We start from the raw sequence: 23,374 nt of genomic DNA on the forward strand, positions 1-23,374 counted from the left end.
AACCGGTCCCAAAAGTTATGGAACCCGTATTCCTCAATCAGGGATTGTAAGATGATCTGCTCTTGCGGGGATGCCTCAATCAAATTGCCTAGTAACCGAATAGAATCGTGCATTTGAATTCTCCTTTCTTACCGTTTGTATTCCAGAGGACGTGTAAGCCGGATCACTGCTGCCAGTGAGACAAACAGCGCAAAAGCGCAGATTGAAAGCACGATATGCCCAGGAGTGCTGGTAGTCAATGTATGGAACCAGTCGCGATTCAGAAAATAAAGTAAGGGAATATTGCCGACAAGTAGGATAGCCATGGTTAGAAATTCTTTTAACGGCTCATAGAGTAAATAGTCAAGCTCCGCCGAGACAACACGCATATCGGATAATTTGGCGACAATGGGCATGAGTGTGGATTTCAACGTTCGATCGTCCTGACAGGCAATCAGGGCATCACACCACTCTTGAAAGACGGTATTATTAATCCGTCCTTTAAGCTGTAGAATCGCCAGTCTGAGGTTGGCATGAATCAGTTTCGTTTCAGCTAGGAACGCTTGAAATACGTCTGCTACGGGAGGATTCAAGTAAGGGAGATTTTCTTCAATCGCTGCCAGAATATTCTCGTTGCGCAGGTAGGAGGTGGTAATGACTGAGAGAGCCGTTTCTAGTTCACTACCAAGCTGCTTCTTGTAGAAGGTAGAGCTGAATAAGACACTCCAAAAAGGGAGTAGGGCAAATCCCCCAGCCATTACGGGTAACAACCACAAGTTGTTCAGGAGGATTGCCAGCATAGCTCCTATAATTGCTAAAGATAAGGAACCGGTGATAAGCAAACCAAACCGTTGACCATGACCCGTCTGTTCTAGAATAGCTTGGGCTTCATGTACTGTAGCTCGCCAGCCTTTAAGTTTCTTTGGGTGCTGAACAGCACGGATCCGTTTTGCTAGTGATTGATTTCGAATAGACAAATGGGAGAGTAGTTCGGAGAGTTCTTGGGCTAATGTGTAAGGAGTGAGTTGAAGGATCAACATGCAGCCTGCAGTTAAACCGATAGAGGCTAACAGCAGCATAAACGTCATGAGGCTTCACCTCCAGATAACAAACGTTGCAATGAGGACAAGGGCAAACCGTTTTCGAGCAACCGTTTCTGTAGGCCGATGGAAATGTCACGAACCTTCTCATAAGCGCCGTCGATGCAAATACGGCCGGCTTCTTCGTAAGTAGCATGGACGGCAAACCGGAATAGCGTATGAATGACACGCTGACCATCTGGGAGTATGCAGCATTCTGTGATTTCCATCATCCTGCGGGTATTGTCCTCGAGTTTCTTCACAAACAAAATGAGTGGAAAAGCTTCTGTTACCAGGTTGTACAGGGTCTGGTCATTCATATCGTATTTCTGGGTACAGAGCGTCACCATCCGGTAGTAGGTAGCAAAACAAGAATTTGCATGGGTAGTGGTAATCACGGTATGACCAGTTCGAGCTGCTTCTTGGGAAGCAAAAGCTTCAGCAGATTTCATTTCTCCGACGCAAATAATATCGGGGTTGGCAGTCAGGGCAAATTCCAATAGCTTTTCCTGATCGATATGTTGGCGGGGGTTTTCGCTGGAGCGTGTCACAGTATGCACCACATTGTTCAGAACGCGGCCGTTTTTGTCGGTAATGACCAGATCAAACTCACGGCAATCATTCTCAATAGTGAAGATACGTTTGTCAAAGGGGATCGTGGATAGCAGCCAGCTCATCAAGGTTGTTTTCCCGCTGCCGGTGGCTCCAGTGACGCACATGGATAACCCATACCTTAGACAGATGCTAAGGAAGTCCAGCATTTCCGCGGTCGCTGTTTCATTCTGAATAAAATCCTCTCGGGCTAACTTCTGAGGGTTAATGATCCGTATGGAAGCAGCAATCCCTTTATCTTTATCTGTAATGGGAGCACCGAACACGGTAATGCGAATATTGTTGGCCAGATGGCCCCGGACAATGGGCTGAGAATAGTCCAGGATCATTCCGGACTGATGCAGTAGCCGCCGGATGACATCCACCGCATGCTCTGGTGAAGAAAACTGTTCTTCAGCTGGGAGTATGCGTCCATCCGTATAGCTGATTTTCACGTCATTGTAGCTGTTGATATTGATTTCTTCGACATCTCTTGAAAAAAGGTAACGGGTTAAAAAGGAATACTCCACCATCTCGGCATACAGTCGATTGATTAGTTCCTCAAATGTCAGTCCTGGCACATGTAGCCGTTGGTCGGTTAGATATTGACTCATATAGGAAATAATCTGCTGTTTTTGTTCCTCAGGATGGCGGCTCATTAGTGTGGCATATTTCCCGGAAAGATAAGTCTGCACTTCCTTTAACACATCCGTAAAGGGCTTGGACTGAGTAGCAGAGAAAAATAGTGAAGAAGCTTGATTCATTGACCATCACCTCGGCGTTTTGGTAGGAGTGATTTCAGCCAATTGAGGAGATTTAAAGTTGTCGGATTACGGATTGAAGTTGTATAGGATTTATCTTTTGACTTCGCTACATGCGGGTGTTCTTCCGGTAAAGCCAGTTGAATCAAATGTTCTACACCATTGAGATAGGTCTTTGCTTCTTTGCCAGATAGGTCATCGAGCAGCCGCGCATCTGACGTTTGTTGCTCTAGCTCAGTCACATAGGGAAGGGTTACCTCAATACCTCCGAAAACTTGACTGTATTCCCGTTCGTCTTGCCCTGCTTTAACATTGGATAGTACAGAAACATTCAAAGAACGGCGAAACCGCATATCCGTCAATAGTGGCAAATAGGAAGCGTAGAACATCAGGCTTTTCAGCTCACAACTGTGTAACCGATAGACTGTATCGGCCAGTTCCAGTGCTACCGTGGAAAGGGGATCGGCGGATAGATAGCTGGAGCAATCAACCAATATCACATCTGCTAGATGCCTTGCTAACGTTAGGAGATCGACAGCACGTTCTCTATCGTAAGAAGCATACGTAAAAGCGGTGTCCCCTTTTTTGTAACCAATCAGAGCAACATGAGGAGAACCATCCAGTGGTAGAGCAAACCGTAGTAATTCTTCTTGAGTTAGCGCAGGCAGACTGAGCAGTTCGCCTAAGGAGCGTTGTTGCTTGGCGGCTTGCGGCAGGATTGTAGAAGCGGAGGGGCAAAGGGCATCGCAGCAAAGAATCAGAACATTTTTCTTTTTAGCGGCAAAGGCTTTCGCCAGCTTGATCGTCGTTACGGTCTTGCCGCTACCGGGATTGCCCCAAACAGCGATCAACGGTTTATTACTCATTTGCCTCTCCTTTCTTTTGCTGGGCTGTAAAGTAAGCATCTTGTTTGTCGGTAAAAGCTTTGGCGGTAGCAGGGTCGCCGCGGTACACGAGGGACGTATGCAGCTTAGCTTTATTCTCAAGATCGGCTAAAAGTTGAGCCTGCTGCGGTTGGACAAGTAAGGTTAGGGTCGAAGGGAGTTCATTTTCCTCATCGTCTTCAGCGGTGACGTTAGTACCTGTTTGGGCGTCCAGTCCGCTGCTTGCAGTGACAGCCAATACTTCAACATATTGCAGCTCTGGAGGCATGGTAGTCGTACGCATTTCTCCGTAATCTGAAGCGATAAGGGTTACGATATCTCCAGGTTGAAGTTTCCCGGATAGGCCTGCTGCAAGGCTCTTAATTGTGACGGACATGGCTTGTTTGTGCCCATCCAGTCGATTGAGGTAAGCATCTAGTGGATCAGCAGATAACTTGGCAGGGAGCAAATAGTCGCCACTTTTGAGATCCACCGCCGCATATTGTCCAACGACGGTCTCCGTTGCTTTGAGAACAGCTTCAGGCAAATGGAGCTTTCCTACCTCAACGGTTTCTACCTGTTCAGACTGAATTATCGAGCCTTTGGCAACATCCTTGGTAATACGGATGATTGGAGTGGTATCGCTGGCTGCACGGTTTAAGAGTGGTGCAATACCAAAACAAATGATGAGGGAGAGTAGAATACAAACTGCTCCTAATACAGAACGATTTTTAAATCTGTGCATAAAAGACAAGACCTCCTGAGGAAGGGTTTAGAGTTGGAGCATGATAAACGCAAAAAGACCACCGGCAGATAAAAAGGGAGCCAGCGGCAGAGAAGTTTGTTTAGCAGATTGATAACCGGATTTGATGCTGATACCTGAAGCAGTAAATAGAACAAGTGTTAATCCAATGATGCTTTGAATGGTGCCACCTACTGGACCTAGCACAAAGCCACAGGCTGCCATAAGTTTGATATCACCGCCTCCGAGCTTGCCTTTGGAGATTACAGCTGCAACAAGGTACGGTACGCCAGTCAGGACCATCCCAGATAAGGAGAAAAGAAGAGAGAAGTGTATGAATCCTACAGCGGTAATAGCTACGGAAAGAGAATCAGGGATCAGGCGTGTTTTCACATCCTGAAAGCTGGCAGAAGCCAGGAGCAAGGTGAGAAGTAAACCTTTCAGAAGGATGATATTTAGGGACAGACTCAAGGTTGCTCCTCCTGCCATGGCCATTCAGGTAAACTTCTGTAGGGGTATACCTTTTGGCTTTTGGCAAAGCGAACCATAAAGCGTACTTGATCGAGAACAGACAGATTATTTCGGTCTTTCGTGGTCATCATCACTGAGGCGGAAACGCCGGTTAAGAAAGTAACTAAGGCCATCGGCACACTGCCATTGATCAGCCACAGTAATAGCGCCAGAAGTACAGTGAGCAATGAACCGATAAAGGCCTGACCTAATTGCTGTTTGCCAAAACCCGGAAACCACTCGGCTTCCGGCTTCACACCCATCGGAATATACAACGTTTGCGATTCTTGAGTCATCTCATGCCTCCTACTGGTAATAGAACAAAATGATATCTTTTACCTGCCAGATGCTTTCGGCAAGAATGTAAAACAGTACAACGTTCCGGCTGCGTTTCTTGTATTTCGCCGCTTCCTCGTCAGCTCCAGCCAGACGTACCATGCAATACACCAAGCGACAGGCGCAGCCAAGTCGGATTAAGGCGATAAGAGCTTGTGCAAGCTCCTCCAGTGTATCCATTCAGTCACCCGGCCTTCGTCATTTTGCGGGCCATCCCTACGAGTTTGACGGAGTGATAGACATTATTTACAACCCCGCCACCGCCACCTGATGTAATTAAGAAATCGGAGAGGAAGCGTGGTGTCTTGATCGCGAGCATCATACACGCTAGTCCCCAGAAGACATGGGATTGCAGCATCAGCCCTACACCTAATTTGGCTAAGGCAATTTGAATGACTACCGTCAGCATGGATTGCACAAATTTCTGGGTATACGCCCGGAACACACCTCGGTCATTATCCAGTAATCCTGCGCAGGCCAGAGGAATGCCAACACGAAGGATGAACATTTCGAGTCCGCGCATGAGAAACTGGAAATACAGGATAAAGAAACAAACCACGAAGACCAATCCGAATAGTGCGGTTACAAGTCCGAGTGAGCTGATACTGTTAACCCATGCCTGCCAGTTGTAGTCGGTCGATTGTCCGATGACGACCAGTAACTGATTGGTTAGCTCTTCAACCATTTGACCGATCCAGGTATAGATTGTGGGAAAACAAATGGCAACAGCCATTGCCCTGAAAAAATTGGTCAGTAGAAATAGCGGTTCTTCATCCGGATCCCCATCGGTCCACAGGACATAAATCTCAAAGCCCTTTTTCAGAAATTTGAGAATCATCACTGCAACTCCAAAGCCAAATAAAATATCGTACAAGCTTTCCAGTAGATTTGTGCCAGTTGTGAGGGTCATGTATTTCTCTGCATACAAGGAGATGGGGAGGATATCTTTTAATAAGGTGTCCATGTAGATCAGCGCACCGTTAAGAAGAGCAACGACAAGCAGCAGTAAGATCTTCTCCATCTGTTCCTCCTTTCTAAGAGAAGCGGCGTGACCGCCGCTTCCTATGAAGGCTGCTTAACCTTTGTAGTTGAACATTTCCTTGATGCGCTGAGTAAGTGTGGGCAGGATGGTTCCTTCAAACAGTAGATACAGACCGCCTAAAACGAGTGCACCAATTACAACCGCCATCAGGATCTTTACAGCCGTATCCACGAAACCTTCCCCGCTACGGTTGCTAATTACTGTCTTTGCATTGCCCCTCATGTGAGCGAATTTCTTCGGTACAACCTGCATCCATTTTTTCATTATTCATAACCTCCAAAATTCAAAGTGAGCATAGAAAAGAGCCTGCTTTAGTCAGCAAGCTCTTTTTACTTGTAGTAACCAATAATGATATTAAGGGTGGCTGCACCAAGTACCGCACCAATGCAGGATACAACAGCAACAATGATACGGTTGTTCCACTTTTTGGTGTCCATCTCATCAGCGGCAGAGCGCCGGATACTAAAATAAACAATGAGCAAACCGGAAACAACCGGAGCTAGAATCATCAGCCAAGTTGTCACATCGCCGATTAATTTCTCAGTCCCGGTCACCAGCTTGCTACCCTTAATGTCGCCGGAAGCATAAGCAGATGCGGATTCAAACCAATTGTAATAAAGCGTAAATAGTACTGCTGCTGCAGTTCGTATAATCGAAGAGAAGCGGCCGGACCTTAATCGTCGTCTGAACCCGGAGGGAATAATCCGCTTTGAGCGGCTGCTTGTTGCCGTTGTTCGGCCATCTGCCGGGTGATATCTTTCTGATAGTAGATCCAAATATTCCAAAGTTTCACCTCCTCATTCGTATTCGTTCGTACGATTCGCCGCATTTCTCGTTCTTCTCTCACTTTGCGATTGTGCTCCTTGTCTCCAAGGCCCATCATCGCGTTAAATGCCCAGGAGGATAAATCGGGAGAATACATCATTGCGGGATGAGAACGAGAAAGTACAATCTGATAAGGGCGTGAGACACGGTGCACCTCGTCTACCGTTAACAACTTGCGCTCAAGCAGGTTTAAGCTGTGTGAAGTGCTAGGCGTCGAATATTTGCCATGCGATGCAGAAAGTTGGTAACTGGACGTTGTATATGTTCCGAGCTTCTCGCTGACTTCCCGCAGCGTCTCTAAATCGTCAGCCTGCAGGTATATCCAGGTCTGACAATTGGATTTGATCGTATTGGCTACATGGTCGTCGTATTTTTCTTTCAATTGTTCGAAACTCTGTAGAAATAGGTTAAAGCGCATTCCACGCCCGCCGCCGACCGTCAACTTATTTGTGAAATCGGCAATGGGCGTAAAGTTACCAAACTCATCAAGGATAAAATTAACCCGTTGTTTTAAGCGTCCTCCACGTTTGTCTGCTTCAGTAGTTAATAGTTCGTACAACTGGGATACCATAAGCGAAGCCACAGGATAAAAGGTTGTCTTCTCATCGGGGAGGATAATAAAAAGCGCCTGTTTCTTATTGCCGATGTCGGCTAAAGAAAAGTCGCTTTTGTGTGTGATGGCATAAATGAATTTGGAGGTGAAGAGGCGCAATGTGGTCAACGCTGAGGTATAGAAACTACCTTTGGTGCGGGAGGGAGCAATGTCGGAGATGCTGAGCAGAGCCCGAGCAGGATGATTCTGAGGCAACCGCTTAATGTACTCTTGCATCGGTGTTTTGTTGCCGATTTGTTTGTTCATCTCCGCTAGAAACCAGTAGACATTGGTCATATTTTGAAACTCCGGGCGCTTGACGTTATCCCACACGACACTGAGGATCGAGGCGGCGATGACCGACATTTCTCCGTTGGTCCAGATTTTTTCACCCTGAGCTTTGCCTACCAGCACATTCGTCATGTCCCAAGCGAGCATTTCTGCTTGCTCTTGGTCTCCTGCCAGCGTTGCGTCGATGATAGGTTGCAGCAGATTGTAATGGTGACTCTTTTCAGGATGGCGGAAATCGAGAGCAAACACTTCATAACCCAGCTTCTCCAGCAGGACGCTACTATAATGAAACAGTTCTGCTTTCGGATCGGAGATAACCAATGACTCTCCGGCTAACGCCAAGAGTCCGATGGATTGAAGGACCACTGTTCGAGATTTCCCGCTGCGTGTCGCGCCGATACAGAGAGAATGAACGTCGTCCCCTATAAAGAAAAGACGCTCCTGGTTTCGTGCTTGTTGTAGCCCGAGGACAATGCCACCCGATTGGATCGGAAGAGGTGCTGCAGATGGGCGAGGATGGTTAACTGTGGTGGTCACTTTCGGAATAGACTTCGGATGAAGCATTCTCATGGTGAAGGTCCTCCTTCAGATCAGTTCGTCGGAAATGCAGGTCGTCGTAACCGGATTGAATCAATTGACGAATAAAGGGATGATGCAGATCGAGCAATTCGCAGTTGAAGGCATGAGCCCATTCCTCTTCTTGGAGCCATCGTGCGGAACCATGCTGATTTTGTCCAACCACCACAGGTGTTTCAATCCCGGGTGCAATTTGCTTCAGTTTGCTTTGATAGGGCCGGTTATTAGAGGCGAAAAAGAGAGTGGACAGAAGTAAAGTAAATCCTTGAAGACAAAGAAAAAGCAGAAAGTGAACTCTGCTAGAAATAAGACTACCTAGGCTTGTATTTAGGGAGGGGACAGTGAAGGTTGAAGTTGAACCGGATAAGGCACCATGCAGCCGTGCAAAGCAGCAGCTTTTGTTTTGTTTTCACCACTCGGGCTCCTCTGTGGGTTCAAAAAAGGTATCAGGTCGTTCTCGCAGGGAATTATAGTCTTGATGGGATTGTTGGAAGTTATCATACTGTTCTGTAGCAGGGAAGCGTGCTTCCTGATCCAGCTGTATTTGTAGAAAGAGTGATCTGGGTGCCGGCTGATCATAAATACGGCCCCATTCTTCAACATGAAGATTATGCATCGTTACATAGACAGGATGGTCCTCGCATAAGGTGTGAACCAAGCTATCTTCGTTTATGATTTGTTCCAGCATAGCGGGATGAGAGGCGGACAATTCATAAACCGGAATGGAGCAAGCATCGAGTGGATAAAAGAGATAGTTTTCTTGACCCGCTGCTACTTCTTGTGCCATCTCCGACAGACAATGCTTTGCGATCGTTTGATGTACCGCGAGTGCCCACTCTCCGTCATGATTCACCATGGAAATACCATTGTAGAACTCTTGGCTCTCCGTAATATCTCCCCAAGTTGTAGTTGCTGGTAGTGTCATTCCACCAAAATACTCCGGAGCAAAAAACGCTCCATCCTGGGCCAGTTTTTCTGGCGAGCCGCACCATTCTTTAAATTCCGGATCCGTAATTGCATCTTTCTTGAGCAGTTCATAAGCAGGAATGATACTTTTGGCGTCGTCGAAATAGATATGATCACCGTGTGACTCTCCAGATTGCAGCGCTTCTTCACTGAGTACTTCTTTGGCATAATCAGCATCCACAACAATGCCGCTATTGCGTTCGGCCATCATGCCGTACACATGCAAGCCGATTTCCGCGCAGGTTAAAATATTACCCCATATCGAACTTTCAGGCTGAGGCATGGACTCACTTCCTTCTATAATAAATATGAGTTGTTACCGAGCATCTTCGGTAATTTCGAGCGTCTCAGAGTTACCGTCAAAGTCATGACTAAATTCATGTTCGTAGTTCAAGTGGATTTCCCGATCTTTAAGCTCGGGCAGTAGTTCCTCCAATCGGTCGATCAGGATCTGGACCTGTTCGAATTGCTCCATAGTCTTGTCGTTGGGACTGATGAGGAATTTGACCATCTCATCATGAATGAGAGTAAGCTCATTTTCGCTGAATAGTTTCTTACCATCTACCAGGCCGCTGCGGATGGAAAAGTTCTCCATCGCTTCATTTCTGTCATAGAAATATTGGCGTTGTACCGGTATTCCATTCTCTGGCGCAAGACGGTAGGTCGAAAACACATATTCGAATAGAGGATGATGTTTGCAAGCAAGAATGACATCCCCGTATTCACTAAGCTTGTAGACACCGTTTGTGATCTTCTCATCCTTATCGGTGTATGGCTTTTCGGTACAAACACCTAGCTGCAAGGCTGTTTTCCGTGCTAGGTCTGAAATGCTGCTCATAAGCCGATCCGGGACAGTAACAAAAGGATTACGATCAATACTATCCATCCGTGTATAAAAGGCAATGATCTGATCCTTCAGATACATATCTGCTAAATAGTCTGCGGATGTGGAACGCCGAACCTCAATCCCTTGCTGGGATAGGGCAGCAAAGAAGCTTTTATAAAATTCACTTTTACTTTTCATTTGAGGCACACCTTTCAAGAAGGCTACTGTTCGTGATCCAGTTCGGTTTGTATTTGGGGATAGAGGAGACTGGGAGAAGGGGGAGCCAATGACTCGATTTTCTGTAGAAGATGGTCAACGGATTGTTTTTCGTTATACCCTAATGTGGAATCATTGATGCTGCGATAGAGAAGAGCGGCGTAAAGTGCAGTGAGCTGATCGCTATCAAACAATCTACCCTTGTCGAGTAAACCACTCCGCATTAGAAAATCGTCCTTTGCCTTCTCGTATTCATTGCGATAAAAATAATGCCCCATAGCAAATCCAGTCCGCTCGTTATTCATCTCCCACGTAACAAATCGAAACTCACCGTCCCCATCGTAACGGCCGGCTAATACATGATGGTTATATTCCAGCATACTTCGGTAACTGCTCAAACTGGAGATTCCAAGCTGGGCAGCATTACGGTAGCTGCGCTCTATCTCCCAGACCTTTCCGACAATGCTTGGAATCTGGTGAGCGAGTGCAGCTTCGGCATTAGCTGGATAATGAATTTCACCATTATTATGAATAAATGCGATAGGGTCATTCTTTTGAAGAACCGAGAGAACGGAGGACGATTCACGCTGGATATTCAAACCCAAACGGGAGAGTTCTGCTTCCAGCACCTCTTTCATTCGATTATTGATCTCCACTGGCCGATTGCTCCTTGAGCTGAGATGGACTCTCCTGAGAAGGAATTACTTGAGGTTGTTGATTCGGTTTGTCTTCTGAAGATGGTCGATGTTTCCGTGGAGTTTGACGCATCAGTTTCTCAAACGATTGCAGCTTTCCATTGGTAAAAAACATTTGATCATTCCTTTCGATGTGGTTGGAGACTCACAGGAATTCTGAATATTAAAAAAATGTCCACAAAAAAACACGCTACTAAAGCGTGCTGTGGTAATCGCTCATTACCTATCGAATCCTTTATCCTTATTCCGTAGAAGCCATTCTTTCTTAGCCTGCTTCGATAAGTCACCGCCCACTAGCTTGCTTTTGTCGTCGTAATCCATCTGGGCATTCATCGCCAAGCCTTCCATCAGGTTAAGCAGCTCAAGCACTAATTGCTCTGTCATGGCATACTGCCAATTAGCTTGTTTGATATTAAAGCTGGCATCCTTCTCTAGCTGGATGATATTGCGAACCGTGGAGAGGATGCGGTTGGCGATACGTTTCTCTGCTTCAGCCTGATATTTAGCACGCTGCCTATTCAAATGATCTGGATTAGAGTCATAAAGCATTGCCAGGTTCATTTTGGCCTTAACGTAATCATCTACCATCTGAGCCAGATAGCGATTCTCTTGCAAGATGTTCTGTACAAACTTATCCAGCAGTGCTTTCGATTCAGGAGGCAACAGCTTGTACGCAAGTCGTCCGGATTTCGGCATTTGTTGACGTAATTGAAAAAGCTGTTCAGCCAACTTCTTGACAGAAGAGGGCTCCACCAAATGATGTTTAGGAAAGTGGAGAAGAGAGTCTTCATCGTCAATTTCGAACCGCTGCTGGAATGCTCGAAATGCTTTTGGGTTCAACTGCTTCAGATAGTTCTCAAATTCAGATACCAATTGATCGGTAATTTCGGATACTCCAGATTTGGCCTGATCCCGCATGGCAATAAATTGTTTGATTTTATAAGCGAACGTGTCTTTAATCAGCTGTTTGCGAATGCGGTTGGGGACTTCGGGGGAAGTGAAGTTCTTCATGATTTCTTGTTTCTTGTCCCAGAACACCACATGAAGATGGGGATGATCTATTTCGTTATGAAAGGCGGCAGCCCAAGAAAGGTTCTCCGTTTTAATCTTGTTTTGGGCTGCAAGTGTGGCAATGTGCTGTTCGATATACTGCTGCCATGCCGTGAAGTTTGATAGACCCAGTTCCGTTGCAGTTTCTTTGCGGAAAGAAATAATGCCACGATACATGTTTTTGCCTTGCTGCGAAATATCTCGGGCAGTTCGCGCCACTTCTTTCCAGGAATCAAATAACTGCATCTCGCCGGGCTTTAGTTTTCCGAATAGACCATGGTTTTTCCCATCATGCCGAACTGCGCCGGGGCGGGTGGCGATATAACCAATATGACAGTAATTGCTGACTGCAGTTTTGGGCTTATTGGGATGGAAGAAGCGTTGCTTATAGATCAGAGCCGACATCGATATCGCCTCCGCGCAGTCGCTCAGCATCCTGCTCAAAACCATCACCGGAGAGGAATAGCTTCTCCACATCAGTGAGCTTCATCTTCATGTATTCCACTGCAAGCTGTCGAGCCTTTTTCTCAATCTCTCGGAAAGTAGTGTAACGATTGACATCGATTAAATCTGCAATGATAGCAATGGTGGAATAATAGGAGGCGGCTGACATAATGAGGTCTTTACTGGCGAGTCCGGCAAGCCGATTGCTCAAACCGTTGATGGCAATAGTGATCTCCTGACGGATAATGGTGGTGATGAAATCAATCTCTTCCGTATAAGCATCAACAGACATCCCCTTTTGAATAAAGGCACGTACGATATCTGCCATACTGAGATGCTTGGTAGCTGCATACTTTTTCAATGCTTCATATTGTTTCTTTGGGAGCTTGACGGTGATCTGTATGGTTTTCTCAGCTTGTGCCATGGCATCTCCTTCCCTTTGGGATACTCTTGTGAGACATTCGTTTACCGGGTGAAAATCACTAAAAATGTCGGTGGAAGCTCTGCTTCCACGCTGTTTTCTCGCAAAATGACATTTTGCTATTCCTGCCTTTACACCACCACCATCGGGCGGTGCCCTCTGGTGGTGGGACGGCACTTCCTTTATCCAATGAGAAAAAAGTCTATAGTTCATAATCACAATCCTCCTCATGAATAGGTGATTCCGCTTCGGTTGTGGGCTGACGCATAGAAACCAGATCTAGATTGAAATCTTTATTATGTGGCGTCTGGACACTGGTCTGATATCCTAACTCATCATACTTATGGGCAAATTTAAAGGCAGCCTCTTGCCCCCAATTTGGAGCCGGGCTGCCATCTCGAAAAGTGGCGTTATAGTCGTTGTCTAAGCAGAAGATGATTTCATGAATAGTGTGTTGGGATAGGAAGCGCTCTAAGGCATTATCTGATAAACAGCCGAGAGAAATTTGATGATCTGCTCGCCAGTCCCGACCGTTCAACTTGGTTAGTGTAGCATAGCTCATGGCATCGATGGGGCTTTCACATACGTAAACTCGCGTACTGTTGTTGCTACCAGAGATGTGAAAAGGGAAGCTTTTATCTGAGTGTATTCGATCCTGTTTAATGGGACGCTTAGGATTGCAGCCTCTCATCGAACAGTACTTAGGAATTTCATCTTGATCGTATCCGACGAAAACACAGTTTCCGGTTTTGGATTGCTGGTAAAGCTTTTTTTCGTGCATGAGGTGGGACAGGATTTCGGAGTCAATTCCTCGATCGTGTACGAGATACCAAGCGACTCGTCTATAGTTGGATGCCTTGTCTGGAAGGATGAGCCGGCCGGCTTTTTGAGGAGAAGGCGGAAGAGGAGTTAAGCGTGGAATGTCACTCTCCAGTAGAAAAGCTACAGCTTCTTTGAAATTCATATTCCAGAATTGCATTACAAAGTCAATTGGGCCGCCGTGGGTATCGGTTGAAAAGTGGTAGTACTTATTGCTGTCTTTGAAAAAGTAAAGACCGCCACTTTGCTTTGCATGAAAAGCACGGCGGCCGCCATTTTCAAGGATGTAACTGTGGGACTTAGCAAACTGAATAAGGTTGATATTACTTGCTTGGCTAATTTGATCTTTCGAAAAGAATGAACTATTATTCATAATTTCACCATTTATACATAATTTTGAGCAACTGTTGGTATAGTTTTATTCCTAAATTTTCGAAAAATTACATCGGGATATATTATTTTCATTCATACTATATTATGGGAGGAATATAGATAATGTACGGCGAATATGTCGGACATATGTTGAAGAATGTAGAAAATTTAAGGAGGGACTTACGCTTTGAGAGGGAGAAATTTAGCAAACCCATTAGTTGCTGAAGCAACCAATAGTATCTTTTTTACAACAAAAAAATCAGATTTATGCATTTTCTTATCTTATACAAGAGAAGACAGGGAAGCAGTGGAAAAACTCGGAGATTACATTCAAAATGCAGGTGTTGATATATATCTTGATATTTATGATTTAGAACTTCAGCAAGCTGTAAGGAATGAAGATCCAATTGCAATTACACAAAGTATAGAAAGAGGCCTCTCATTTGCCACAAATGTTATTTGTGTCGTATCAGAAGAAACAGTGAATTCATGGTGGGTGCCCTATGAAATCGGGTTTGGTAAAAGAGCTGAAAAACCATTGGCTACTCTTACGCTGAAAGATACAGTGACAATTCCATCTTATCTGGAAATAACTCAAATGATAAGGGGAACAAGAAGTTTAAATGAATACCTAATAGAAATAAGTAAGCAATCGAGAATATTATTGGAAGCTGCGTCCACATTTATAAATATGAATCAATATAGCAACCACAATCATCCTTTAGACTACATTCTTGAGTGGGAAAACTAAGTGGGTTATCCTTTACAAATTTTAAATGATCGGGAGAGAATGAAATTGACATATGATGGGGTCAAAAGAAAGGTGTTTATCTCACATTTTAGGGAGGACCGCCAAGAAGTTGATGCATTCATTCGGAAATTTGCTAATGAAGAAAAGGTCTTTATTCCTTACGTACTCGGTGCTAATGCTAATGATAATTTTATTCAGAGTCAAAATCCAGATTACACAATGACACAAATTCGTGGGAAATATCTACAGGATACTACTGTAACTATTGTACTTGTTGGTAACTGTACACATAGCCGGAGATACGTTGATTGGGAAATCAAAAGTTCAATAAGACAGGGAGAATATACACCAAACGGGCTTATGGGAATTATCCTTCCTAGTAAAGGTGAATCGGCGCATCTTCCGCTTCGATTGATGGCTAATTGGAACGAGGATAATGTGAATTGCTATGCTCGTTATTGGGTGTACCCACCTTCACCAGAAATATTAGGGGATTGGATTGAGGATGCTTATCAAGCTAGAAGAAACAGAAAACACTTAATAAAAAATTCCCAGGATATGATGGGATATAATTCTAAATGTAAAGTGTGTGGAATTACACACTAAGGAGAGAGATATATGCCTGAATTTATACCTCCACTATCAATTTATTTTGTCTGGTATCCATCAGATGATGACATCGTAAAACCTATTTTTGATCATTGTTTTTCTTCATTATCACGTGATGTTAATAAACCATTCTCACGCTCAATGAACTTACCAATTTATTGTCGAACTAGTACACATAAGGGCATACCAAATGAAATTCAAATCTTGTCAGAGAAGACGATTATTTTTGTTTTTATCAGCAGAGAATTAGTTATAGATGATACTTGGGTGGAGTACATAAGAGAGATGCCTCATTCAAATAATGTCACAATCATTCCAATTGCTCTTGATAAATATGCATTTAAATTAAATGGCATATTTAATTACATGAATTTTATTAGAGCTCATGAATATGATCAGAAACTTTTGAATGATTACTTATTCATTTCTATTACTCATGAGATCTATCGTTGTTCACTGAATGAAAAATTTGAGAAGATGGCTCTGGGAAAGGATAACGCACTGAAGCTTTTTCTAAGTCATGCAAAAGATGGAACTAGGGGCATTTTATTAGCAAAAGCATTGAAAAATTTCATTGATAACAGTTCAATGAGGAATTTTTTTGATGCAACAGATATTGCTCCGGGATTTAGATTTGATGAAGAGATCATTGGACATATTAATGATTCCACAGTTATTGCAATTCACACAGATGCATACTCCTCCCGATACTGGTGTCAAAGAGAAATATTAAGCGCTAAAGAGCAAGACCGTCCTATTATTGCAGTGGATTCTCTTGAAGAATTTGAAGATCGCAGATTTCCTTTTGCTACAAATATACCTGGTATTCATATTAATCTTGGGGGGGAACCCAAGCAGGAAGATCTGTTGAGAATCTTAAGTGCTACATTGCTAGAGACTGTTCGGTTCTTTTATGCAAAGTTGTTGCTTAATCAGTATAAAACGGTGGGATTTATGGAAGAGGGAGCAATAATTCTTTCTAGACCTCCAGAAGTATCGGATATAAATAAAGTTTTATTTGTTAATGAGAGTGACATCATTAGCTATAAACATAAACAATTAGTATATCCAGAGCCGCCTGTCTACACTGAAGAAATAAGTTTCTTAAGTAAGCTTGGAGTTGAAATTAAAACACCACTCTCCTTAGATTTTTGTCCTTTAACTAATAGAAACATAGGAATTTCAATATCCGATCCTTCTGTTGAAGAAGTAACCAGTATAGGGCAAACGTCTGCTCATTTAATTCACCTCTCTCAAGATCTAGCGAGACATTTAATATCCCGTGGATCAATACTATCTTATGGGGGGGACCTTCGTGAAAACGGATTTACAGAATTTATTTTTAACGAAGTTTTGGCTTATCAATCAAGAGTGCAAAAAGAGGAAATACAAATTAATAACTATATTGCCTGGCCAATTTATATAAGTGATGTAGAAAGTATGAGGAATTGGAAAGCTAATTATAAACCTATTGCGAAAATGATTGAATTACCTCCTAATAGAGATGTTTTAGAACTGATTCCAAGTGTAGATTCCTTTTTACCTCCTACAAATTCTCAAAATCTGTATGTTTGGAGCCGGAACTTATCTGAAATGCGAGAACAAATGGCGGAGAAATGTAATGTTAGAATATGTGCTGGAGGTAGACTTACTGGCTACAAAGGAAGTATGCCAGGTGTACTTGAAGAGATTTTCCTGACATTAAAGCTGAAGCGCCCTCTTTTCCTCTTAGGTGGATTTGGAGGAGTAACAGCAAGTGTCTGTAAATCAATTCAGAATAACCTAATAGAAAAGGAGCTTACAAAAGATTGGCAAATTGTGAATAATGCTGGCTATAAGGAAGTTCTTGAGTTTTATTCTACACATAACAAATCACCAATTGAATATGATGAAATTTCAGAAGCTATACTGAATACAAATTTAAATAATGGATTGACATATGAAGAAAATATTAAGCTATTTAATACCCCATTCATAGATGAAGCTCTTTATCTCGTTTTTAAAGGATTAAAAAAAATTTCATCTTAAAATAGAATATTGTATGTGTCTTGAGTTGATATTGTAACTAACCTATTTCGCATGCACACTCAATTAAAATGATTTTAATTTAGTTACAAATAAAAGTAGGTCGTTTGGGGAGAAGTGTTGAGATGCTAGATGATTCAAAAAAAAATCAGGATTTTATTTTTGAATTTGATTACTTCGAAAGCAGAAGTAAAACATTTAATTTATTGGCAAGAATTGCAGATGAACATAAATACCCTATTTTAAAAGAATTTCGTATCTACATTAATAATGTCCCATCAAGTTTAGAACTATATGCACATCTTTCATACGCCTCATATGCATCTCGAGAAATTGAATGGATGAAAGACATGTTAATTCCCATGGGTACGTATAGAATAGATTTATCACCATTAATGTTGTTTGCAAGGCTTGGAGAAAGACGGTTTAATTCTCATGATATAATTGATTCAGATAGTGCAAGATTGATCCTACTTGATTTTTGGCATGAAAATAAGATTGACTTATCACGGAACCAAATTACAGAAAAACATATTCAGAGATTAAGAAAAGAAGGTTATGATGCCTTCGAGAAATTGACAGGAGGAACAACTCTTTTCTTTAGTCATTCTTCAAAACAAAAACAAGAATTAGAAAAAATTATGCCATATTTCACATCAGTAAATGAATTAATCTGGCTGGATAAATTCAGAATTAAACCAGATCAAGATGATGAGTTAATAAAAAAAGAAATTGAAGCTGGATTAAATCAAGCTAATACAATTCTATTTTATATTACTGAAGATTTTTTGAATTCTAAATGGTGTCGATTCGAGCTAGAGTTATCAATTGCGTATTATCATGAAAAAGAAAAATACACTTTTCTTCTGATTATTAATACTGGCATTAAAGATATCTTCTTTTCTGAGTATCCATTTATAGCTGAGACTGTATCTTATGAGAATATTCTAATATTACAAGAACATCAGCAACTTGAAGATCATATCGGGTTATTTATAAATCAATATAAAGAAGGTGTTTAATTACAAATTTTAAATATTAAGTGATAGTCAATACTTCTTATCAACGGTTGCGAACAGTACAATCTACCGGTCAAGTTACAAAATATTCGCATTGTCTTAATGTAGTTTCATTCACAGAAAGATGTTAGTCACCTAGCGAAAATACCGCTTACCGCGGCGGATAGTGCTCTTTGAAGGGGGCCGGACCAAAAACAAGTATGGACGCAATCTTGAGAGTAAAGAAGTAGCCTTGTTACTGATCAAAAAGTGCGTTGCAATATATCGGTTGCCTTTATTTTTAGGGTGCGGAATTTACCTTTGATAACTTTCATTTGATGGAAACAACCGTGGATGTGGTACTCATGAAGAGTAAAATGTAGTACCTGAGTTTGTTCAAGCGCAAAAAAAAGTAGCTTTTGTATGAAAGAGCACCTCGGAAAATCATGATATATTACTTGAAAATCCTCTATAGCTGAAAATTTATGACCTGATTTACTGGAGTGGAGTATGCCGCCACTACATGTAAATCAGGTCTATTTCAATGGGTGAAATTAAACTTAGTACATGATGGTTTATTGGTGATTTATAGTGATTGTAAGCACTTGAAGCCGAGGAAAAGAGAACGTTGGAACGGTTAGAAATGACAGTATGAAGCTAGGAAGAACGTATCTCTTGAATTTACTCTTAAGTATATTATTGAGGGCTTCCTATACTTTGGCCAATGTGTGTCTAAAGGAATGGTGGTGAATTTGGGCAACGCGCTTCTATTGATAAGGTTGGTGAAAACATCTAAGCAGCATGAAGAAAGGATTATGCGCTGGTCTACAGAAAATGACAACCGACATATAAAAATTAACGCTATGGAGTAAGCGAACAAACAACTTGGAAGATTTAATATCTCGTTAATTGTAGTTAGAAGAGACCTTGTGTAATCTTTGAGATACAAGCTGAAAAGGATGAAATAATATTCTAGATAAAACTCATCCAATATAGCGAAATGCCATTATTATTTTATCATTGAATAGGAATTTTTTAATTAATTACCCGGGTATTTAGAACTAAATCCACTTACTTAATTATGAAATTTCATTTATTTAATGGTTCCATAATACTGCCTTCCCGAAAAACAAAGGAAAAATGTAGCATTTTTTGATATAATATATTCATTAATGTTATTACCCTCGGATGGAGGAATAAAGTGAAAGCTAACTCGAAAAGAAAGATTTTCTCTGGTAAATTATTTGTTTTTGAAGGAGTAGATGAAGTAGGGAAATCTACCATTGTTAAAGAGTTAGAATTGAAATTGAACGATTTTGGGTTGCCCTACACGAGTTATAGTTTCCCAGGAAAGTCAGAAGGGACATTAGGCGCTCTGGTTTATGATTTACATCATAATGAAGATAAATTTTTATCTAAACCGCTTGATCCGTTGAGTTTGCAGATGCTTCATGTAGCTGCTCATATAGATACTATAAATAATAAAATCATTCCTGATTTACAGAGTGGGAAAATTGTTTTATTAGATAGATTTTGGTGGTCAACATATGCTTATGGAATAGCAAATGGCATAAAAGGGGAAGACATTGAGGATATAATTAAACCCGAAAGAAAAATTCTAGAAAGAGTTCCGGTAGCTCAATACTTCCTTATTACAAGAAATAATGATAGTAGTGAAAATGATTATTTAAATAATGTGTTGTCTATTTATGAAAAGCTAGTTTTTAAAGAAAAAAACAACAACTCAGTTTCTATAATCTCAAATAATGAATTTATTGGAGATGCTGTCGATACTGTTTTCGAGGAAATTTTAAATAATTTAAAAGAAAAGAATCTCCCCGTAATTCACCACGAGATGTTACTTAAAACACCTAGTTCAGAAAAAAGATTTTCATTTCATGTAAAATCTTCAGAATTAATAACTACGCACATTTATGATGCGTACTGGAAGTTCGCAACGGAAAGACAAAATATTTTTTTTAGTCGATTCTATGGAGAAACTTTTCAATTTACAGAAGATCCTATATTACAGAAATATAAATTTACTAACGTATACAGGGCATCTGATAGAGTCAGTCAATATCTAATAAAGAATGTTATTTATAATGGAAATTCTTATACTAGAGAGGACCAATTTTTTCGGATAATGTTGTTTAAATTGTTCAATAAAATAGAAACATGGGAATATCTTGAAAGCAAATTCGGGGATATTAGTTATGAAAATTATAAATTTGAATACTACGATAAAGTATTAATTGAGGCGTTAACTAATAATAAAAAAATTTATTCTGCAGCCTACATCATGCCCTCTGGTCAATCTTCATTTGGATATGAGAAGAAGCATCGAAACAATTTAAAGTTACTTGAAAAAATGATGCATGATCAGTTCCCTATTAAAATCGGTAATTTAAAAAGTTTGGAAGAAGTCTACAAAAATATATTGTATTATCCAACTCTCGGAAAGTTTTTAGCCTTTCAATACTGCATAGATATTAACTATAGTGAACTTTGCAATTTCGACGAAAGTTCGTTTGTAGTTGCAGGTCCTGGCGCAATAAATGGAATAAATAAATGCTTTAAAAATAGTAGTGATTTTTCTAAGGAAGATATTATTAAATACGTACAGGAGTCACAAGAAAAAGAGTTTGATAGATTAGGATTGATTTTTAAAACTCTATGGGGGAGGCCTTTACAACTTATAGATTGCCAAAATCTTTTTTGTGAGACTGATAAGTATTCGAGAGTTGCATATCCTTCCTTTAACAATGGGGACAGAAAAAGAATTAAGCAACTTTTCGTACCACATGGTGAGTTGGAACTTTTCTATCCCCCTAAGTGGAATATTAACCAGCATATTAAGAAGGTGATGATATGACCCACTTGTTTTCTGGGACGACGGCTAACGATGTTTGGTGTCAGGCTTATAACAAATTGACAGGTAGTGAAAATGTTGGCATTGTTGAAAGTCGTTCTGGGGACACATATGAACTATTGCATACAGTATTCTCAATTTCTAATCCACGAGAAAGATGGGTAACTTATCGAAATCCTTCAATTAGCATTGCTTTTGCTCTTGCGGAGGTAATATGGATTTTGGCAGGAAGCAATGATTCTGAAATTATTAATTTTTGGAACCCGCCATTACAAAGATATGCAGGTAATGGAAGCATATACCACGGTGCATACGGGTACAGAATACGAAAAAGATATGGAAGAGATCAATTTAATGATGCTTATAATACATTGATGAATAATCCAAATTCAAGACAAGCAGTAATGTTAATTTGGAATCCAGAAGATGATCAGCCTGATTTTTTAGGAGCTCCAGTATCTCCAGACATTCCTTGTAACATCTGTTCAATGCTAAAAATACGAAATGCTAAGCTTGAATGGACTCAGATATTACGAAGTAATGATATTTATAGAGGAGTACCATACAACTTTATACAATTTACAATGCTGCAAGAAATATTAGCAGGGTGGCTAAATGTAGAATTGGGTTTGTATACACATTTTAGTGATAGCCTGCATTTATATGAAAGTGATCTTAGTAAACTATCTATTCTCCAAAATAGTACTCCACCAAATCAAGACAATTTGATGCTAGATAAACAAACTTCTTCAAAGCTGCTTGATGAGATTTTTAATAAGATGCGAGTAATATCGACTGGTGATATTAAAGAAAATGTTCTTTGCAGGATTGCTTCATTAAATTCAGGATATCAAGCATACGATAATATTATGTTTATTATTGCTGCATATGCTGCGAGAAGATATGGATATAAGGAATTAAAAAATCATCTCATTAATAATTGTCAAAGTGATCTATATAAGCATTTGTGGAATAGTTGGGAAAAAACAAAATAGTTAATCGAGGAGGTTTTTATTATGAGTAAAAATAGAATAAATGTTTTTATTCCTCATTATGGTAAAGATGAAGAGCATATCCCAAAACTAAAAAAATTGATTGAAAGCAAGGGTTATAGTGTAAGCGACAGTTCTATTGTTGAAACCAATCCTAATAATGCAACTAATACCGAATATATCAAGACATTACTGAGGCCTAAGATTGATAGAGCTGGAACAGTCCTAGTCCTAATTGGACCAAAAACGCATGAGCGAGATTGGGTAAACTGGGAGATTGATTATGCTTTTAGACATGGGAAACGGATAGTTGGAGTTTTTATACAAGGAGCAACAGATGCAGATCTTCCGGAAAGCTTTAAAGATTATGGGGATGCTTGTGTTGCATGGAATTCTGATAAATTAATAGCAGCTATTGAAGGTGAAGATATATGGCATGATAGTACTGGGAATGATCGACCAATCGATGGATCGGGGAGAGTAACATGTTAGAAGATGCTCGAATACTATATTCTTATGTTATTACGAGAGATTATGGCTTTGCTCCGAATCCCTTTGGCGATTATTGTACATTAGCGACTTGTAAACCGGACATAAGAAGAACTGCGACTAAAGGTGATTGGGTAATAGGAACCGGTTCAAATTCTAAAAAAAATAAACTGGGGGATCGTTTAATTTATGCAATGAAGATAGGTGAAGTGGTAAGCTTTGAGGACTACTGGAATGATCCAAGATTTCAATATAAAAAGCCAATAATGAATGGCAGTAAAAAACAAAAATATGGGGATAATATTTACCAATTTGATCAAGAAAAGCAGAAATATCTTCAAGTCAATTCGCATCATAGTTTGCCAGATGGTGCAACAAATAATATAAATCTAGAAAGAGATACAAGTGGAAAAAATGTACTGGTTTCTACACTTTTTTGGTATTTTGGAGAGGCTGCCCCTTTGCTCCCAAAGTCGTTAGCATCTGATATTGTTAAAAATGGTATTGGATATAAGAAAATTGTAGATCCATTAATAATCGCTAACTTTGTTGAATGGTTATCCAAAACACATGAGAAAGGATATGTTGATAAGCCTTGTTTGTTTAAGAATGATTTTGAACGGTATGATGGAAACTAAAAAT

General features: G+C 40.9%; 25 protein-coding genes. 8 read left to right on the plus strand and 17 right to left on the minus strand.

All coding sequences use genetic code 11. The annotated features are described in order from the left end of the window. Window positions 1-128 precede the first annotated feature (128 nt). From NYE33_RS13865 to NYE33_RS13945, 17 genes are all read right to left on the minus strand, one after another. Window positions 129-1,067: a type II secretion system F family protein gene (locus NYE33_RS13865; RefSeq protein WP_042139150.1), complete on the minus strand. Its 939-nt coding sequence runs from the start codon at window positions 1,065-1,067 to the stop codon at window positions 129-131. Further along, complete coding sequence (locus tag NYE33_RS13870; protein ID WP_341066117.1) at window positions 1,064-2,413, minus strand: CpaF/VirB11 family protein; 1,350 nt, start codon at window positions 2,411-2,413, stop codon at window positions 1,064-1,066. The genes NYE33_RS13865 and NYE33_RS13870 overlap by 4 nt, the downstream gene beginning before the upstream one ends. Beyond that, the gene (locus NYE33_RS13875) at window positions 2,410-3,276 is read right to left on the minus strand and encodes a hypothetical protein (protein ID WP_341066120.1); all 867 of its coding nucleotides are present in this window, start codon (window positions 3,274-3,276) and stop codon (window positions 2,410-2,412) included. Before NYE33_RS13875 ends, NYE33_RS13870 begins: the two co-directional genes overlap by 4 nt. Next, window positions 3,269-4,018, minus strand: a complete 750-nt coding sequence (gene cpaB, locus NYE33_RS13880) for a Flp pilus assembly protein CpaB (protein WP_341066121.1) — start codon at window positions 4,016-4,018, stop codon at window positions 3,269-3,271. The genes NYE33_RS13875 and cpaB overlap by 8 nt, the downstream gene beginning before the upstream one ends. Before the next feature lie 27 nt (window positions 4,019-4,045). After that, a complete protein-coding gene (locus NYE33_RS13885; RefSeq protein WP_341066123.1) occupies window positions 4,046-4,486 on the minus strand; it encodes an A24 family peptidase in 441 nt (146 codons plus the stop codon). Next, on the minus strand, window positions 4,483-4,821 hold the full coding sequence (locus NYE33_RS13890; protein ID WP_301877831.1) for a hypothetical protein: 339 nt from the start codon (window positions 4,819-4,821) through the stop codon (window positions 4,483-4,485). The genes NYE33_RS13885 and NYE33_RS13890 overlap by 4 nt, the downstream gene beginning before the upstream one ends. Window positions 4,822-4,831: 10 nt before the next feature. Next, on the minus strand, window positions 4,832-5,041 hold the full coding sequence (locus NYE33_RS13895; RefSeq protein WP_042139145.1) for a hypothetical protein: 210 nt from the start codon (window positions 5,039-5,041) through the stop codon (window positions 4,832-4,834). 4 nt (window positions 5,042-5,045) lie between these two features. Continuing rightward, window positions 5,046-5,882, minus strand: coding sequence for a conjugal transfer protein TrbL family protein (locus NYE33_RS13900; RefSeq protein WP_341066128.1), 837 nt, complete (start codon window positions 5,880-5,882; stop codon window positions 5,046-5,048). Between the two features lie 54 nt (window positions 5,883-5,936). Continuing rightward, window positions 5,937-6,167: a DUF6133 family protein gene (locus tag NYE33_RS13905; RefSeq protein WP_341066131.1), complete on the minus strand. Its 231-nt coding sequence runs from the start codon at window positions 6,165-6,167 to the stop codon at window positions 5,937-5,939. A 65-nt stretch (window positions 6,168-6,232) separates the two neighbouring features. Next, window positions 6,233-6,688 (minus strand): Mbov_0395 family pilin-like conjugal transfer protein, encoded by a 456-nt coding sequence (locus NYE33_RS13910; protein ID WP_341068768.1) that lies wholly within the window; start codon window positions 6,686-6,688, stop codon window positions 6,233-6,235. After that, window positions 6,577-8,181: a VirD4-like conjugal transfer protein, CD1115 family gene (locus NYE33_RS13915; RefSeq protein WP_341066134.1), complete on the minus strand. Its 1,605-nt coding sequence runs from the start codon at window positions 8,179-8,181 to the stop codon at window positions 6,577-6,579. Before NYE33_RS13915 ends, NYE33_RS13910 begins: the two co-directional genes overlap by 112 nt. Window positions 8,182-8,596: 415 nt before the next feature. Continuing rightward, entirely contained in the window at window positions 8,597-9,436 is an 840-nt protein-coding gene (locus tag NYE33_RS13920; protein WP_341066135.1) for a hypothetical protein, read from the minus strand. 33 nt (window positions 9,437-9,469) lie between these two features. Next, the gene (locus NYE33_RS13925) at window positions 9,470-10,177 is read right to left on the minus strand and encodes a hypothetical protein (protein ID WP_341066138.1); all 708 of its coding nucleotides are present in this window, start codon (window positions 10,175-10,177) and stop codon (window positions 9,470-9,472) included. Between the two features lie 23 nt (window positions 10,178-10,200). Next, window positions 10,201-10,851, minus strand: a complete 651-nt coding sequence (locus NYE33_RS13930) for a hypothetical protein (RefSeq protein ID WP_341066140.1) — start codon at window positions 10,849-10,851, stop codon at window positions 10,201-10,203. A 258-nt stretch (window positions 10,852-11,109) separates the two neighbouring features. Then, complete coding sequence (mobP3, locus tag NYE33_RS13935) at window positions 11,110-12,345, minus strand: MobP3 family relaxase (protein WP_341066141.1); 1,236 nt, start codon at window positions 12,343-12,345, stop codon at window positions 11,110-11,112. Continuing rightward, window positions 12,326-13,018, minus strand: coding sequence for a hypothetical protein (locus NYE33_RS13940; protein ID WP_341066144.1), 693 nt, complete (start codon window positions 13,016-13,018; stop codon window positions 12,326-12,328). The genes mobP3 and NYE33_RS13940 overlap by 20 nt, the downstream gene beginning before the upstream one ends. After that, window positions 13,008-13,997, minus strand: coding sequence for a DUF3991 domain-containing protein (locus NYE33_RS13945; RefSeq protein WP_341066147.1), 990 nt, complete (start codon window positions 13,995-13,997; stop codon window positions 13,008-13,010). The genes NYE33_RS13940 and NYE33_RS13945 overlap by 11 nt, the downstream gene beginning before the upstream one ends. 186 nt (window positions 13,998-14,183) lie before the next feature. On the opposite strand from NYE33_RS13945, the gene NYE33_RS13950 reads away from it, so the two are divergent. The 8 genes from NYE33_RS13950 (at window position 14,184) to NYE33_RS13985 (ending at window position 23,370) form a co-directional block, all read left to right on the plus strand. Further along, on the plus strand, window positions 14,184-14,747 hold the full coding sequence (locus NYE33_RS13950; RefSeq protein WP_341066149.1) for a toll/interleukin-1 receptor domain-containing protein: 564 nt from the start codon (window positions 14,184-14,186) through the stop codon (window positions 14,745-14,747). A 39-nt stretch (window positions 14,748-14,786) separates the two neighbouring features. Beyond that, window positions 14,787-15,353, plus strand: coding sequence for a TIR domain-containing protein (locus tag NYE33_RS13955; protein WP_341068656.1), 567 nt, complete (start codon window positions 14,787-14,789; stop codon window positions 15,351-15,353). A 12-nt stretch (window positions 15,354-15,365) separates the two neighbouring features. Next, the gene (locus NYE33_RS13960; RefSeq protein WP_341066151.1) at window positions 15,366-17,384 is read left to right on the plus strand and encodes a TIR domain-containing protein; all 2,019 of its coding nucleotides are present in this window, start codon (window positions 15,366-15,368) and stop codon (window positions 17,382-17,384) included. Between the two features lie 104 nt (window positions 17,385-17,488). Then, a complete protein-coding gene (locus tag NYE33_RS13965; RefSeq protein ID WP_341066152.1) occupies window positions 17,489-18,403 on the plus strand; it encodes a toll/interleukin-1 receptor domain-containing protein in 915 nt (304 codons plus the stop codon). A 1,177-nt stretch (window positions 18,404-19,580) separates the two neighbouring features. Beyond that, window positions 19,581-21,254 (plus strand): nucleotide kinase domain-containing protein, encoded by a 1,674-nt coding sequence (locus NYE33_RS13970; RefSeq protein WP_341066154.1) that lies wholly within the window; start codon window positions 19,581-19,583, stop codon window positions 21,252-21,254. Next, complete coding sequence (locus NYE33_RS13975) at window positions 21,251-22,246, plus strand: thymidylate synthase (protein ID WP_341066156.1); 996 nt, start codon at window positions 21,251-21,253, stop codon at window positions 22,244-22,246. The genes NYE33_RS13970 and NYE33_RS13975 overlap by 4 nt, the downstream gene beginning before the upstream one ends. Before the next feature lie 21 nt (window positions 22,247-22,267). Further along, a complete protein-coding gene (locus tag NYE33_RS13980) occupies window positions 22,268-22,735 on the plus strand; it encodes a TIR domain-containing protein (RefSeq protein WP_341066157.1) in 468 nt (155 codons plus the stop codon). Next, the gene (locus NYE33_RS13985) at window positions 22,729-23,370 is read left to right on the plus strand and encodes an Nmad2 family putative nucleotide modification protein (RefSeq protein WP_341066160.1); all 642 of its coding nucleotides are present in this window, start codon (window positions 22,729-22,731) and stop codon (window positions 23,368-23,370) included. Before NYE33_RS13980 ends, NYE33_RS13985 begins: the two co-directional genes overlap by 7 nt. Window positions 23,371-23,374 lie beyond the last annotated feature (4 nt).

The sequence above is a fragment of the Paenibacillus sp. FSL R10-2199 genome, assembly GCF_038000235.1.
Lineage (GTDB): Bacteria > Bacillota > Bacilli > Paenibacillales > Paenibacillaceae > Paenibacillus_AQ > Paenibacillus_AQ phytohabitans.

Excerpts from the sequence above, each read along its gene's own strand:
- NYE33_RS13895 (WP_042139145.1), bottom strand. The coding sequence starts at position 5,041 with ATGGATACACTGGAGGAGCTTGCACAAGCTCTTATCGCCTTAATCCGA.
- NYE33_RS13980 (WP_341066157.1), top strand. The coding sequence starts at position 22,268 with ATGAGTAAAAATAGAATAAATGTTTTTATTCCTCATTATGGTAAAGAT.
- NYE33_RS13985 (WP_341066160.1), top strand. The coding sequence starts at position 22,729 with ATGTTAGAAGATGCTCGAATACTATATTCTTATGTTATTACGAGAGAT.
- NYE33_RS13900 (WP_341066128.1), bottom strand. The coding sequence starts at position 5,882 with ATGGAGAAGATCTTACTGCTGCTTGTCGTTGCTCTTCTTAACGGTGCG.
- mobP3 (WP_341066141.1), bottom strand. The coding sequence starts at position 12,345 with ATGTCGGCTCTGATCTATAAGCAACGCTTCTTCCATCCCAATAAGCCC.
- NYE33_RS13905 (WP_341066131.1), bottom strand. The coding sequence starts at position 6,167 with ATGAAAAAATGGATGCAGGTTGTACCGAAGAAATTCGCTCACATGAGG.
- NYE33_RS13925 (WP_341066138.1), bottom strand. The coding sequence starts at position 10,177 with ATGAAAAGTAAAAGTGAATTTTATAAAAGCTTCTTTGCTGCCCTATCC.
- NYE33_RS13920 (WP_341066135.1), bottom strand. The coding sequence starts at position 9,436 with ATGCCTCAGCCTGAAAGTTCGATATGGGGTAATATTTTAACCTGCGCG.
- NYE33_RS13915 (WP_341066134.1), bottom strand. The coding sequence starts at position 8,181 with ATGAGAATGCTTCATCCGAAGTCTATTCCGAAAGTGACCACCACAGTT.
- cpaB (WP_341066121.1), bottom strand. The coding sequence starts at position 4,018 with ATGCACAGATTTAAAAATCGTTCTGTATTAGGAGCAGTTTGTATTCTA.
- NYE33_RS13890 (WP_301877831.1), bottom strand. The coding sequence starts at position 4,821 with ATGACTCAAGAATCGCAAACGTTGTATATTCCGATGGGTGTGAAGCCG.
- NYE33_RS13960 (WP_341066151.1), top strand. The coding sequence starts at position 15,366 with ATGCCTGAATTTATACCTCCACTATCAATTTATTTTGTCTGGTATCCA.
- NYE33_RS13875 (WP_341066120.1), bottom strand. The coding sequence starts at position 3,276 with ATGAGTAATAAACCGTTGATCGCTGTTTGGGGCAATCCCGGTAGCGGC.
- NYE33_RS13940 (WP_341066144.1), bottom strand. The coding sequence starts at position 13,018 with ATGAACTATAGACTTTTTTCTCATTGGATAAAGGAAGTGCCGTCCCAC.
- NYE33_RS13870 (WP_341066117.1), bottom strand. The coding sequence starts at position 2,413 with ATGAATCAAGCTTCTTCACTATTTTTCTCTGCTACTCAGTCCAAGCCC.
- NYE33_RS13975 (WP_341066156.1), top strand. The coding sequence starts at position 21,251 with ATGACCCACTTGTTTTCTGGGACGACGGCTAACGATGTTTGGTGTCAG.
- NYE33_RS13945 (WP_341066147.1), bottom strand. The coding sequence starts at position 13,997 with ATGAATAATAGTTCATTCTTTTCGAAAGATCAAATTAGCCAAGCAAGT.
- NYE33_RS13955 (WP_341068656.1), top strand. The coding sequence starts at position 14,787 with ATGAAATTGACATATGATGGGGTCAAAAGAAAGGTGTTTATCTCACAT.
- NYE33_RS13865 (WP_042139150.1), bottom strand. The coding sequence starts at position 1,067 with ATGACGTTTATGCTGCTGTTAGCCTCTATCGGTTTAACTGCAGGCTGC.